At 65.0% G+C, this 13574-nt stretch carries 11 protein-coding genes; all 11 read right to left on the bottom strand.

Annotated features, from left to right (window positions below):
* Positions 1–15: 15 nt before the first annotated feature.
* The 11 genes from ACFOSU_RS04820 to ACFOSU_RS04770 all read right to left on the bottom strand — a co-directional run bounded on the left by ACFOSU_RS04820 (position 16) and on the right by ACFOSU_RS04770 (position 13395).
* Entirely contained in the window at positions 16–867 is an 852-nt protein-coding gene (locus tag ACFOSU_RS04820) for a carbon-nitrogen hydrolase family protein (protein WP_380687018.1), read from the bottom strand.
* Positions 868–911: 44 nt separating this feature from the next.
* The gene (locus ACFOSU_RS04815; protein ID WP_380687017.1) at positions 912–4724 is read right to left on the bottom strand and encodes a YhdP family protein; all 3813 of its coding nucleotides are present in this window, start codon (positions 4722–4724) and stop codon (positions 912–914) included.
* Positions 4725–4815: 91 nt separating this feature from the next.
* Positions 4816–6315, bottom strand: a complete 1500-nt coding sequence (locus ACFOSU_RS04810) for an Rne/Rng family ribonuclease (protein ID WP_380687015.1) — start codon at positions 6313–6315, stop codon at positions 4816–4818.
* Positions 6316–6422: 107 nt separating this feature from the next.
* Positions 6423–6899, bottom strand: coding sequence for a 23S rRNA (pseudouridine(1915)-N(3))-methyltransferase RlmH (rlmH, locus tag ACFOSU_RS04805; RefSeq protein WP_380687013.1), 477 nt, complete (start codon positions 6897–6899; stop codon positions 6423–6425).
* A 27-nt stretch (positions 6900–6926) separates the two neighbouring features.
* Positions 6927–7322 carry a ribosome silencing factor gene (gene rsfS, locus ACFOSU_RS04800; protein WP_380687011.1) on the bottom strand — a complete coding sequence of 132 codons (396 nt, stop codon included), beginning with the start codon at positions 7320–7322 and terminating at the stop codon, positions 6927–6929.
* On the bottom strand, positions 7319–7993 hold the full coding sequence (gene nadD, locus ACFOSU_RS04795; protein WP_380687009.1) for a nicotinate-nucleotide adenylyltransferase: 675 nt from the start codon (positions 7991–7993) through the stop codon (positions 7319–7321). Before nadD ends, rsfS begins: the two co-directional genes overlap by 4 nt.
* A gap of 29 nt (positions 7994–8022) precedes the next feature.
* The gene (locus tag ACFOSU_RS04790) at positions 8023–9324 is read right to left on the bottom strand and encodes a glutamate-5-semialdehyde dehydrogenase (protein WP_380687007.1); all 1302 of its coding nucleotides are present in this window, start codon (positions 9322–9324) and stop codon (positions 8023–8025) included.
* 11 nt (positions 9325–9335) lie between these two features.
* On the bottom strand, positions 9336–10376 hold the full coding sequence (gene holA / locus ACFOSU_RS04785; protein ID WP_380687005.1) for a DNA polymerase III subunit delta: 1041 nt from the start codon (positions 10374–10376) through the stop codon (positions 9336–9338).
* A 68-nt stretch (positions 10377–10444) separates the two neighbouring features.
* Positions 10445–11215, bottom strand: coding sequence for an adenosylmethionine decarboxylase (gene speD / locus ACFOSU_RS04780; RefSeq protein WP_380689160.1), 771 nt, complete (start codon positions 11213–11215; stop codon positions 10445–10447).
* A 93-nt stretch (positions 11216–11308) separates the two neighbouring features.
* Positions 11309–11719: an OsmC family protein gene (locus ACFOSU_RS04775; RefSeq protein ID WP_380687003.1), complete on the bottom strand. Its 411-nt coding sequence runs from the start codon at positions 11717–11719 to the stop codon at positions 11309–11311.
* Between the two features lie 176 nt (positions 11720–11895).
* Positions 11896–13395 carry a thrombospondin type 3 repeat-containing protein gene (locus ACFOSU_RS04770; protein ID WP_380687002.1) on the bottom strand — a complete coding sequence of 500 codons (1500 nt, stop codon included), beginning with the start codon at positions 13393–13395 and terminating at the stop codon, positions 11896–11898.
* Positions 13396–13574: the final 179 nt, after the last annotated feature.

Here is a 13574-nt window from a genome sequence, read left to right as displayed (position 1 = left end):
GATCTTGGAAAGAAATCAGCCGAGTCGGCGATGCGACAGGCAGGGGAAACCGCTGCGCAGCTCGGCGAGCCGGTTGCGGTCGATATCGGCCACGACGACCTCGTTGGCCGTGGTCTTGGCCTCAGCCTGGACCTGGCCCCAGGCGTCGACGATAAGGCTGTGGCCGTAGGTCTGACGGCCGCTGGCATGGCTGCCCGTCTGATTGGGCGCCACCAGCGTTGCCAGGTTCTCGATCGCGCGGGCGCGGGCGAGCACGTGCCAGTGAGCGTGGCCGGTGGTCTGTGTGAACGCCGAGGGGGCGACGATGATCTCGGCGCCCGCCGCCGACAGGGCGCGGTAGAGTTCCGGGAAACGCAGGTCGTAGCAGACGCTCAGCCCGAGCTTGCCGAACGGTGTGTCGAGCACGACCGGCGTGGTCTCGCCGGCGACGAAGGTGGCCGATTCCCGGTAGGCCTCGCGCGAATCCGGCAGGCCGACGTCGAACAGATGAATCTTGTCGTAGCGGCCCACGCGCTCGCCCTGGTCGTTGTAGACCAGGCAGGCGGCATAGACCCGATCGGGCTCGGGGCTGGCGATGGGTATCGTGCCGGCCACGATCCACAGCCCGTTGTCACGGGCGGCACGGCTGAGAAAATCCTGAATCGGCGTATCGCCGTCGTCACCGTGGGCTGCGTCCGGCTCGGCGACGCCGAGCTTGTCGGTTTCGTGGGCGCCCATCAGGGCGAAGTTTTCCGGCAGGACCGCGAGCCGGGCGCCGCGCTTGGCCGCGTCGGCGAGCAGATCGCCGGCGCGTGCGAGATTGGGCGCGACTTCGCCGCGGGAGCTCATCTGGATAGCGGCAATACGGGGCGTGTCGGTTTCGAGCATGCTCTTTCTCGTGGCGGGCGCGGGACAATACCAGCGCTTCGACGTCATTCCTCGGTGCTGGGTTCCGCAATCGTCGGATCGTCCCAGCTGCCTTTAAGGGTATACGCGATGCTGGAGAATTTCTGTATTGGCTTTTTGAACAATTCCTGGAACGCGAACACCGCGGCGCCTACCAGCGGCCCGCCCAGCACGCCGCTGGCGATGGCGACACTGCTGCCGACCTTGGGGGAGATGGTGACGCGTTCGTCGTAATCGCGCGCCGCGAGGCCGATACGGCCGCTCATGCGGATTTTCGAGGACGGCGTGTTGATGCGCACATTGTCGCTGTGGGCGTCACCGTCGCGGATATCGAAGTTGGCCCGCACGCTGTCGAAGGCGAGGCCTTCGTCGACGACATCACGAAAATCCATGCGCAGGCGTCGCGGCAATACATACAGATTCACCAGTCCGAGCACCCGGGCCGCGCCCGGTTCCACCGACACCAGGGTGCCGTCGTCTAGCGCGAGCCCGACCTCGCCGTTGAGCTTGCGCAGGTCGAGGCCGTCCGGATTGGGCGCGATACGCAGGCGCGCATCCACGCGTGCAGCCTTGGCCTGCACCGTGGGGGCATAGCCGAGCGTGCGCAGCAATCCGGCCAGGCCACGCCCGTCGAGTCGGGTCTGGGCACTGGCCTGAGTGGTGCCGTCGTCCCGGGTCCAGTGGCCGTTGGCCCAGCCGACCAGGGCGCCGTCGACCAGCTGAAAACGATCCAGCTGCCAGCCGTTGAACAGTGCATGGGCCTGCACGCTGGCGTGGCCGAAATCGGTGTCGTCGACGTACAGCCGCGCCACATCCACATCCAGGCGCGGCAGGTCGCGCGGTGACACGTCCTTCCAGATCACCGGCGATTTGTCGATCACCTGCGGTGTTTTCGGCGGCGGGCGGGTCTTGAGCGCCAGGCGCGCGAGGCTGCCGGCGATGTTCACGGCGCCGCCTTCGGGCTGGGTCCACGTGACCTGCCCCTGGGTATTGGGGCCTTCGAAATCGATACGCCAGCCCGGGCGCGCGCTCATCGGCTGGGCGCGCAGCTGCGCGTCCTGGAAAAACCGGTTGTCGAGATCGAGTTCGGCGACGGTCAGATCGCCGCCGTGAAACACGAGCGCATCGCCGCCGCCGGCCTGTGCCTTTTCCGCGGCCGCCAGCTGTTCACGTACGACATGAAACCAGCCGATGCCGTCGAGCGTCGCGGTATGTCCGCCAATCCAGATGCCGTCGGCGTCCGGTGCCTGCAGGTTCGGGTCGTTGAAGCGGGCCTGCAGGCGCGTGGGTTTCCCGTCGCGCAGGCGCACGCCCACATTCAGGCGCTGGTCGTAGTCGATATCGACGCGGCTGGCGTCGCCGGCGATATCGACCTTCAGGGGCGTGGCGCTGGCCGCGGTCTTGCTCAGCGGTGCGGGCAGGTCCAGGCCCATGCCGACGAGGTCGCTGTCGAGCGCGATATCCGATACCTGGCCATCGCGTGCGATCTCGAACGCCACGTGCGTGGCGGCGCTGCCGTGGCCGTACATCAGCCAGGACGGCGGCAGGTAATGCGCGACGAGTTCTTTATCGCGGGGCAGGGCGAGCGTGGCGTCGGTGACGATGCGCTGGCGATTGTCCGGCCGTGGCATCAGATCGGTGGTGATGGCGACGCCCAGCAGATTGCCGTGCAGGTCGCGCGCACTCAGCCCCTTGTCGTCGAAATCGACGTTGCCGGTGATATCGGTGATCGGTCCGGGCAGCACCTTCTGGCGCAGGGTGTTGCCGCGGGCACTGACCGTGCCCTTGAAGTCGAGATCGCCCAGCCCTGGCTTGAGCGGGATACGCAGGTCGAGTGCGAGATCCGCCGGGCCGGTGATCGAGATGGCCGCGACCAGCTTGGCGAATTTCTCGCGCAGCGGTGATTTCGACAGGAACGCGAGCATCTTGTCGGCCGGCTGGCGTGTGGCGGTGCCGTCGATCTGCAGGACCGGTTCGCGCACGTTCGGCACATGGCCGCGCGATTTGCCCAGCGCTACGCCGAGCATGCGTGCCGACGCCACATCCACGCGCAGATCGTCGCCGTCGAGGGTCAGCGTGCCGCGGGCGTTCTCCAGCGGCGGCCAGTCGGGCTTGTAGGCGACGTTCACACCGTTGCCGCGCAGGTTCAAAAGAAAACGTTCCCCGGCTCGGGGTTGATCAAAGGGAAAACGGTCCAGCGGGCCCGAGAGTTCGAGTTGAGCCGATTCCAGATGCCCGCTCTTGATGGCCTTGGGCAGCCAGTCGCGCAGGCGTTCGTTGGGCAGGTCGGCCGCCTGCGGGATATGGGCCAGCAAGCGCGCCGCCTCGGGCGCGGCCGCCTTTGCGGTGATATCCACCACCGGTGCGCCTTCGGCCGGTAGATGCACCTTTCCATCGACATCGACGCTAGCGGTGCCGCTCTTGAGCGTCAGCTGGTGGGCGTCGATATCCCAGCCGCCGTCGGTAGAACGCCAGGCGAGCACGCCGTCGAGATCGTCGATCGGCAGTTCTCCGCGCAGATAGCGATCGACGGCCAGGGTGCCGCCGGCGTGGCTGAACGTGAGGCGGTGATCGCTGCCGTGCTGGTCATAGCGGCCGGCCAGCGGGCCAAGGCTGACGCGCGGGTCGTCGATGCTGAAATCGGTGAAGTCGAAGCCGAGTTGCATCGGTCGGTCGACGCCAGCGGCGAACGCCACGTGATCGATGGCGGCGTTGACATCGGTACTGGCCAGGCGCGGATAGAACAGGCGTGCCAGCCGCAGCACGACGGTCATCGGTGGATGCCGGGCATCGATGCGCACCGTCGGCGTGTCGGTGTCCACCGCGCCGGTGAGGGAAAAATCCGCCAGCTTCGGAATATCGCCGTTCAGGCGCGATACCACGAAGCTCAGATCGTTGCCGTCGGCGCGGGCGCTGTCCGCGCCGAGGCCGGCGGCGTCGATCGTGGTGGCGAGCGCCGGCAGCATGGGTTTGTCATGCGCGCTGTCGTCGATCGCAGCGAGGTCGATTTCGGCGCGGCCGCTCTGCAGACGGCTGTTGGCGATGGTCGCGGTGACGTTCGTGGACAGCGCGCCGCCGCTCAGGCGTGCCGCCAGCGCGGGGTCGAGTCGGTCGCTGGCTTTGGCGAATGCGAGTGTATCGGCCGCGTCGACATCGATATTGATATGAGCGTTGTCGACACGCGGCAACGTGCCACGCAAATCGCCGCTGCCCTCGATATGCTGCAACCAGTCGGGGCCGTCGGCGCTGGCCTGCCAGCTCAGTTGACCCGCCTCGTCCTGCCATTGAATCGATACCGGATCGAGCGTGGCCTGACCGCCGGGCAGCAGCGACGACTGCAGCTGTATCCGGGCGTCGTCGATTTGCGCGCTGCGCAGCATCTGGCGCACGCCGCGAATCGTGTCCCAACCCAGCGGTGGGTCGCCCGCGCGGGACCAGTGCACGAGCTTGGGCCGATTGTCGTCGCCCAGGCGCAGGACCAGACGCGGCGCGGTGACCTGAATACCGTCGGGTTTGCGTTCGCCGTGGAGCAGATCGCTGAACGCGAAATGCAGGCCGAGACGATCCATCGTCACCGCCGGCTTGTCGGCGCCGTGACGCTGCAGCGATACATTGCTCAGTTCGAGCACCGGCCCGCGCCACTGCCAGCTCAGTTCGATTGCCTCGATGCCCACGTCCGCGCCCAGGCGTTCACCGATGCGGTCGGCGAGGGCCTGTCGATAGCCCGGCATCAGATGATCGATCAGGCGCACGCCGCCCACCAGCAGGCCGGCGAGAATCACCACGCTGGCCAGCGCGATCACCAGAACACGCTTGATCAATAAGGGCTTAACGGGCATTGCGAGGCGTTGCTGCGGATCGGACAGACCAAGGCACCCGCCGGTGCGCCGTCAGGGCCCGGCTCAGACACGGCGGAGCGTGCCGCACAGCCTACATTACCACCAGGTCGAACTGTTCCGGGGTATAGAGGGATTCAGCCTGCAGACGCACGCTCAGACCGGTTTCGGTGCACACGGCGGCGAACGCGCCCGACTGCTCGTCGAGCAGCAGACCGATGATGTCGGGCGCGGCGAGAATCAGCAGTTCGCGTACTTCGCGGGTACGTGCCAAACGGCTCATCTCGCGGAACATGGAGAAACAGACCGTGTCTCCGGTCTTGATGAAACCGCGCCCACCGCAGGCCTCGCAGTCGGTGCACATCAGGTGCTGCAGGGAGTCGCGGGTGCGTTTGCGCGTGACCTCGACCAGCCCCAGCGGCGAGATTTCCCCAACCGTGGTCTTGGCCGGATCGGCATCGAGCGCATGGGTGAGTGCGGTGATCACCTGGCTCTTGTGCGCCGCGTCGACCATGTCGATGAAGTCGATGACGATGATGCCGCCGAGATTGCGCAGACGCAGCTGCCGGGCGACGGTGCTCGCGGCCTCGATGTTGGTGCGCAGCACGGTCTGTTCGAGGCTGCGGGTGCCGACGTAGCCGCCCGTGTTGACGTCCACGGTGACCATCGCCTCGGTCTGTTCGATGACCAGCAGGCCGCCCGACTTGAGCGGTACTTTCGGTTGCAGGGCGCGTTCGATCGCCTCCTCGATGCCGTACTGCGAGAACAACGGCACGTCCTTGGTGTAATGCAGCGCGCGATCGGTGAATTCTGGTGCGAAACGACGCGTGAAGACCTGCATCTCGCGCCAGGCGGCTTCGTCGTCGATGGTCACCGCGGCCACGTCGGGGGTGAGCAGATCACGCAGCATTCGAATGGGCAGCGGCAGGTCGCCGTACAGCAGCGTGCGTGGCGCCACGGTGCGGCCCTGTTCCTGAATGTCCTGCCAGACCGTGGCCAGAAAACGCATGTCCGCGGCCAGCGCATGGTGCGGTGCGCCGTCGCCCACGGTGCGCACGATGAAACCGCCGGTCAGGCCCAGTTCCTCGCGAATACTGGACACGGCAGCGGACAGGCGGTTGCGCTCGTCGTCGTTCTCGATACGCGCGGATACGCCGATACGCGGCGTGTAAGGCATATAGACCAGAAAACGCGACGGGATCGCCAGATCGGTCGTCAGGCGCGCGCCCTTGGTGCCCATCGGCTCCTTCGAGACCTGCACCAGCACGCGGTCGCCCTGGTTGAGGCGGTTCTGGATACGCGGGGCGACGTCCTCGGTTTCCGCAGCGCGGCGCACCATGTCCGAGATCTGCAGAAAGGCGGCGCGTTCCAGGCCGATCTCGATGAACGCAGCTTGCATGCCGGCGAGCACGCGCTGTACTTCCCCCAGATAGATATTGCCGACCACGCTACCGGTGGCATCGCGCTGGACGTGGATCTCTTGCAGCACGCCGTTTTCCAACTGGGCGGCCCGGGTCTCGCCGGTCGAGACATTGACCAGAATCTCGACGCGCGGTTCGTCGGCGCCGGGCACGTTGATCGCCGAGACGCTCATGGGCGCCGGCTCGAGTCGGCGGACGACAGCTGTATGTTCAAGACCATAGGGCGATTGTCCGTAGGCGCGCGCGTACCTGCAAGCGCGCGCTGCCGCGGCGGCTGCGATCAGCCGCGGTGGTAGGGGTGCCCGGTCAGGATACTGTGTGCGCGATAGAGTTGCTCGGCAAGCACCACGCGGACCAGCGGATGCGGCAGCGTGAGTGCGGACAGCGACCAGCGCTGCGAGGCACGGGCAAGGCTGTTCGCGCCCAGACCGTCCGGGCCGCCCACCAGCAATGCGCGATCCCTGCCGTCGGCGAGCCATTCGCGCATCGATTCGGCCAGCTGTTCGGTGGACCACGACTTGCCATCGACGGTCAGCGCGATGGCGTGCATGTCGGCGCCAATGGCGGCGCACATGCGCTTGTCCTCGTCGGCCACCGCACGCGCGATGTCGTTGTTCTTGTTAGCGCTACGCGCGCCGGGGGCGATCTCGACGAGTTCCAGCCGGCATTCGCGCGGCAGCCGGCGCGCGTAGTCGCCGAATGCGGTCGTCACCCAGGCCGGCATACGACGGCCGACCGCGAGCAGACGAATGACCATGAGCAGGCGCGGGTCGCGCTAGCCGCGCTAGTGCGTGGCCTGGCTGTCGCCGTCGCCGGCGGCGTCCATGTCCCAGAGTTTTTCCAGCTGGAAATAGGCGCGCGTGACCGGCTGCATGATATGCACCATCACGCCGTTGAGGTCGATGAGCACCCATTCCGACTGGCTCATGCCCTCCACGCGTGGCTTGATACCGGCCTTCTTTGCATGCTCGATCACGGTTTCGCCGAGTCGTTTGACATGGCGGGCGGAGCGGCCGCTGCAGATCACCATGTGATCGGCAATGGTGGTCAGGGCGTGGACGTCGAGAATCTGGACGGATTCGCCCTTGAGTTCCTCGACCGCCTCGATGGCCAGCGTCAGCAGGGCGTTGTCCGCCGTGTCGATGGGGCGGGCGGTTTCGGTCTTTTCGTTGACTGTCATGTGTTCGCGGCCGTGGCCGGGTGGGACTCGCAAGTCATGTAGACGCCTGCATCCATGATGTCGTCGAGAACTGCCGTGGGCAAGAGGTAGCGTGGGCTCTCGCCGTTGGCCAGCAGTTCGCGAATGCGGCTGGCGGAGATCGCCAGCGGTGGCGGGGTATAGGTATAGATCAGCCCACAGAGGCTGTCGTGAAGCGCGCGCATATTGCCCACCGCGCGCGCGTCCAGGGTCGCCTGGGCGTCGGGATGCAGCTGGGTTTCGATATCGGGACGATCGATCAGCACGATATGGGCGCTGTCGAAAATCCGTTCCCATTCATGCCACTTGGGCAGATGGGCAAACACGTCCCGACCCATGATCAGGCACAGCGGCGTGTCCGGCATCTCCTTGCGCATGGACGCGAGGGTGTCGACGGTATAGGACGGGCCGTCGCGCAGCAGTTCGCGGTCGTCGAGTCGCAGACGCGGCTCGATACTGACCGCCACCCGGATCCATTTGGCGCGCTGGCCCGGCGAGGCCGTCGGCGCACCGCGATGCGGTGGGCGCGCACAGGGCACCAGGCGCACATGCGCCATCTCGAGTGCCGTGGCCATTTCCATGGCCAGACGCAGATGCCCGTTGTGGACCGGGTCGAACGTGCCGCCCAGGACACCGACCGGTGCGTTGTTCATGTAGTCCCCTCGTTGATACAGCGCATCAGCTAACGCACGTGACCGTCGCCGAAGACGACATACTTGAGCGAGGTCAGCCCTTCGAGGCCGACCGGGCCGCGTGCGTGCAGCTTGTCGGTCGAGATACCGATTTCGGCGCCCAGACCGTATTCGAAGCCGTCGGCGAAACGCGTCGAGGCATTGACCATCACCGAAGCGGAATCCACCGCCCGAATGAAGGCCCGTGCACGGGTGACGTTCTCGGTGACGATGGCATCGGTGTGGTGCGAACCCCAGGTCTCGATATGTTCGATCGCCTGGGCCATGTTATCGACGATCTTCACCGCCAGGATCGGGGCCAGATATTCCTCCGCCCAATCGGCGTCGCTGGCCGGCTTGATGCTGGGGCCGAGCAGTTTGCGGGTGCGCTCGCAGCCGCGCAGTTCCACGCCGGCCTGATGCAGATCCTGGGACAGGGGCTGCAGAATCTTCTCCGCCACGGATTTCGCGACCAGCAGTGTTTCCATCGTATTGCAGGTGCCGTAACGCTGGGTCTTGGCATTGACCGCAATCGCGATCGCCTTGTCGACGTCGGCGTGGTCGTCGATATAGACATGACATACACCGTCCAGATGCTTGATCACCGGCATCTGGGCGTGTTCGGCCACGAATTCGATCAGGCCCTTGCCGCCACGAGGCACGATCACGTCAATGTATTCGGGCATGTGCAGCATCGCGGCCACCGCGGCGCGGTCGGTGGTCTCGACCACCTGCACCGCATCGGCCGGCAGATCGGCGTCGGTGAGCCCGCGCGTGATGCAGGCCGCGATGGCCTGATTCGAATGCGCCGCTTCCGAGCCGCCGCGCAGAATCGCGGCATTGCCCGATTTAAGGCACAACGCGGCGGCGTCCGCGGTCACGTTCGGGCGCGATTCGTAGATGATGCCGATCACGCCCAGCGGCACGCGCATGCGTCCGACCTGGATGCCGGAGGGGCGAAAGTTCAGATCGGTGATACCGCCGATCGGGTCCGCGAGTGCGGCCACCTGGCGCAGCCCCTCGGCCATCTGTTCGATCCGCTGGTCGTTGAGTTCCAGACGTTCGAGCAGGGCCCGGTCGAGTTTGTCGCGGCCGTCACGCAGATCGCGCGCATTGGCGGCCAGGATGCTGTCCTTGTTGGCGACCAGCGCCTCGGCGATGGCGAACAGCGCGGCATTCTTGTCGCCCGGCTCGGCGGCAGCCATCAGTCGCGCGGCCTTGCGGGCGCGTTTGCCGAGGGTCTGTATCTGGGCCTGGATCTGGCGAGTGCTGCGTGACTCGCTGCCGGCCTGGTCGCTGAGGTTGGCGCTCATGGATGTCGTGTTTAGCTGCGATTAATGGAAATAGAGGGCTTATGCATGGGTTTTCCCGCCAGCCCGAGGGTTAATCTTATCAGTTCGTCCCAGGGCTGGCCGGCGGCCGCGCCCTTGTTGCTCTGGTCCAGCTGTGCTGAATCAAGCAACAAGCGCGCCAAGCGTTCCGGATCGGCGTTTCTGGCCGCCTCCGCGATCTGGCGTTTTCGCTGTGGTGGCATGAATACCCCGGCCAGCATCGCGTCCAGACGATTGCCGCGCGACGCCAGCGTGGCCTGATACAGCAGCCGGATTTCGCGCACCAGCGCCCAGGTGATCGGCACTGCATCCACGCCCTCGGCGCGCAGACGAGCCAGGCTCTTGAGCGCGCCGGCGGCGTCGCCGGCCAGGGCCTTGGCCGGCAGATCGAAGATATCGAAGCGGGCGTGATCGCTGGCGGCCGCCGCCACCTCGCTCGCCCCGATCGGGGTGTTGGCGTGCAGCAGCGCCAGGCGATCAATCTCCTGGGCCGCCGCCAGCAGATTGCCTTCGGTGTGCTCGGCGAGCAGCGCGACGGCATCGCCGTCCATCTGCAAGCCGTGTGCGGCCGCGCGTTTTTCGATCCACTGGCTCATGCGCGAGCCCGGCAGTGGCCACGCGTACATGACCACCCCGGCCTTGGCGACGGCCTTGTACCAGGCGGCCTTGCGTGCGCTGGCGGCCAGCGGCGTGGCCAGAATCAGCAACAGCGTGCTGTCGGGCGCGTTCTTGGCATAGTCGACAATCGCCGCGCTGCCGGGCTTGCCCGGACCCTTGTCGGTCAGATGCAGTTCCAGAATGCGTTTTTCCGAAAACAGCGACAGGCTGGCGCCGGCGTTGGCCAGCTGGGCCCAGTCGAAGCCGGATTCGGCGTGCAGAACCTCCCGCTCGTCGAAGCCCTGGCTGCGCGCCGCGGCGCGTAATGCGTCGGCGGCCTCGAGCACCTGCAGCGGTTCGTCGCCGGCCAGCAGATAGCAGCGCGCCAGTGGCTGGCTGTCGAGCTGCCGTTGCAACTGATCGGGGCGAACTTCCATGGCGACTCTCGGTGCTCAGCGGCCGGTCGGCGGCGCGGTGTCAGCGCCGCCGTTCACGGCGCGGCGATTCATTCGCTCGGGAAATTGCGGCCATAGAAGATCTCGGTGACTTCCCCTTCGATCCGCTCGGTCAGCTCGTCGGCTTCGTCCTCGGACAGATCGGCGGCGCGCTCGGCGAACAGATAATCATCGAGGGAGAGTTCGGTCAGGCGCATCTTGGTATGGAAGATGCGCTCGCCGAGAACGTTGACGTCGACCATCTGGTAGCGATTGCAGATGTCTTCGGGAATATAGTCCTGGATCGAGTTGATTTCGTGGTCGATGAAATGCTTGATACCGTCGACGTCGCGGGTGAAACCGCGCACGCGATAGTCCATCGATACCACGTCCGACTCGAAGCTGCGGATCAGGTGGTCCAGCGCCTTGAGCGGCGAGATCAAGCCACAGGTGGACACGTCGATGTCCGCGCGAAAGGTGGAGATGCCGTTGTCCGGATGAAACTCCGGATAGGTGTGTACGGTGATATGGCTCTTGTCGAGATGACCGACGATGGCATCCGGCGCGGGGCCGTCGTAGGCGGCTTCCTCGGCGATCAGAATGGTCACGCTCGCGCCCTCGGGCTCGTAGTCCTGGCGCGCCACGTTGAGAATATGCGCGCCGATGATGTCCGAGACCTCGGTGAGGATCTGGGTCAGCCGGTCGGCGTTGAACACCTCGTCGAGATAGGCGACATAGGCTTTTTTCTGAGCCTGCGTGCGCGCGTAGCAGATGTCGTAGATATTGAACGACAGCGACTTGGTGAGATTGTTGAAGCCGTGCAGGCGCAGTTTATCCATGATTTCTTTGCGTAGGCCGCCGTTCGAAAAGGCGCAGTATCCGCGCCGCAGCGTTCACGTCAAGCAACAGCACGGCTGCGCTTGCCGGCATGAACGCTATTCGATCGTGTAGTCGTGGGTAATGTTCACGCTCTGCTGGAGCATGATCGACGCCGAGCAGTATTTTTCGGCCGATAACTGCACGGCGCGGGCGACATGTTTTTCGTTCAGATCGTGGCCGGAGACGAAGAACTGCAGATGGATATCGGTGAAGACCTTGGGATCGGTCGAGGCGCGCGTGCCGTCGACCTCGATCCGGCAGTTCGTTACCTCCTGCCGCGATTTCTTCAGGATATGCATCACGTCCATCGCGCTGCAGCCACCCACCCCCAGCAGAATCATCTCCATCGGCCGAAATCCCGCGTTCTCGCCGCCGATATCGGGCGGGCCGTCGATGGTCACGGCATGGCCGCTGTCGGCGGTACCGGAAAACTGCAGCTGGCCCTGCCAGTCGATGGTTGCTTTCATATGTTCTGGCCTGAATATGGCTTGACCTGACGCATGCGCGTGGTCGAGCGCTGGACTCATTGCTGGGATATGGGGTGAGCCGGCGATAAAAAAAGAGGCGCGGTTACCCGCGCCTCTCCGGCTCGTCATTCAGATAGACGATGGCCCGCGTGCCCGGGCCATCGTCTGTTACGTCGTTACGGCGACGCTGTTTTCTGAACGCATGCGCCGTAGACATCCACCGAGGACAGCAGCCCCAGCACGTTGCGGAATTCCAGCCGCGCGGCGTCGAATTCCTCGCCGGTGTTGAAGCTGACCAGCAGGCGTCTGTCGTTGTCGCCGAGCAGGCCGGCCAGATCCAGGTCGAGCAAAGCGTTATCGGATGACTGATCCACCACGCCGCCATCGTTGAGCAACACGACGGTCAGGTTGCGCACGAGATCGACCGAGAGCAGGTTGTCGGGTTTCGCGATGATGAAACCCGCCCGGCGATTGCCGCTATAGCTCTGGGACGTGTCGGTCACCGTGACCGTCTCGCTGCCGAGCGCGCCGACCGGTACGTTGAGCGTGCCCGCGTTGTCGAGATTGGCATCGATGATGTTGTCGGTGTTCTGCGCACTGCAGAGCACACACAGACCGGTGGACGTCGACTCGACCACGGCATTCGGGTCGATGATCGGGGCGAATGTGTCTTCCGGATCGGTGCCGCAGGCAACCTCGTTGGTGGTGTCACACGCGTCGCCAATGCCGTCGCCGTCCTGATCCGCCTGGTCGGCGTTCGGGGTGAGCGGGCAGTTGTCGTCGCAGTTCTCGGTGGCGCCGGCGGTGCAATTGTTGTCGCCCGGGTCGCCGTCGGTCGGATCGTTGTCGTCGGGAATACCGTCGTCGTCGTCGTCGTCGTCACACAGGTTGCCCATGCCGTCGCCGTCGGTATCGGTCTGATCGGCGTTCGGCACCATCGGACAATTGTCCATCATGTTGGGAACACCGTCCCCGTCCTGGTCGTCGCCGTCGTCATCGTCGTCGCAGACATTGCCTACGCCGTCGCCGTCGGCATCGGCCTGGTTCGGATTCGCCGTCATCGGGCAGTTATCCGTGCCGTCCGGGATGCCGTCGCCGTCCATGTCGTCTTCGCAGGCATCGCCGACGCCGTCGCCGTCGGTGTCGAGCTGGTCGGCGTTGGGGGTCAGCGGGCAGTTGTCGTTGTTGTTGTCTTCGCCGTCGTCGTCGGCGTCGTCGTCGCAGGCATTGCCCACGCCGTCGCCATCGGTATCGGCCTGATCGGGATTGGCGATCATCGGACAGTTGTCCATGCCGTCGGGCGTGCCGTCGCCGTCGGTATCCGTATCGCCATCGTCGCAGGCATCGCCCACGCCGTCGCCATCGGTGTCGGCCTGATTGGGATTGGCGACCATCGGACAGTTGTCCTGATCGTTGCTCGTGTCGTCACCGTCGAGATCGTTGTCACAGGCGTCGCCTATGCCATCGCCGTCGGTATCCGTCTGATCGACGTTCGCGACCAGCGGACAGTTGTCGCTGTCGTCGGGAACGCTATCGTTGTCCTCATCCTGCATTGTCGGCGCGTCGCCGCCGCCGTCCTGATCTCTGGACAGGTCTACGCTTCCGTTGTCGCTACATCCGGCCAGCATCAAAAGCATGCCGAGCAGGCAGATCGCAAATAACTGCGATGCTTTCATGGCGTCTCTCCCTTGCGTTTGCAAACACGCACGGCCCCCGTGGCTCGTGTCTTCGCAAGATCAGATCACCAGCTGACAAAAATTGTCACATTGGATCGTTAGTGATTTTATTGTCTGTCAAATATATATCACCTGTACTGTTGCGTATGCAATGGTTGTATTTGCGCTAAAAACAATAA

The sequence above is a fragment of the Salinisphaera aquimarina genome, assembly GCF_042643355.1.
Lineage (GTDB): Bacteria > Pseudomonadota > Gammaproteobacteria > Nevskiales > Salinisphaeraceae > Salinisphaera > Salinisphaera aquimarina.
This window is presented reverse-complemented; position numbering and strand designations above follow the sequence as displayed.

Coding starts and splice junctions, on each gene's coding strand:
- ACFOSU_RS04820 (WP_380687018.1), bottom strand. CDS start 867: ATGCTCGAAACCGACACGCCCCGTATTGCCGCTATCCAGATGAGCTCC.
- ACFOSU_RS04815 (WP_380687017.1), bottom strand. CDS start 4,724: ATGCCCGTTAAGCCCTTATTGATCAAGCGTGTTCTGGTGATCGCGCTG.
- ACFOSU_RS04810 (WP_380687015.1), bottom strand. CDS start 6,315: ATGAGCGTCTCGGCGATCAACGTGCCCGGCGCCGACGAACCGCGCGTC.
- rlmH (WP_380687013.1), bottom strand. CDS start 6,899: ATGGTCATTCGTCTGCTCGCGGTCGGCCGTCGTATGCCGGCCTGGGTG.
- rsfS (WP_380687011.1), bottom strand. CDS start 7,322: ATGACAGTCAACGAAAAGACCGAAACCGCCCGCCCCATCGACACGGCG.
- nadD (WP_380687009.1), bottom strand. CDS start 7,993: ATGAACAACGCACCGGTCGGTGTCCTGGGCGGCACGTTCGACCCGGTC.
- ACFOSU_RS04790 (WP_380687007.1), bottom strand. CDS start 9,324: ATGAGCGCCAACCTCAGCGACCAGGCCGGCAGCGAGTCACGCAGCACT.
- holA (WP_380687005.1), bottom strand. CDS start 10,376: ATGGAAGTTCGCCCCGATCAGTTGCAACGGCAGCTCGACAGCCAGCCA.
- ACFOSU_RS04775 (WP_380687003.1), bottom strand. CDS start 11,719: ATGAAAGCAACCATCGACTGGCAGGGCCAGCTGCAGTTTTCCGGTACC.
- ACFOSU_RS04770 (WP_380687002.1), bottom strand. CDS start 13,395: ATGAAAGCATCGCAGTTATTTGCGATCTGCCTGCTCGGCATGCTTTTG.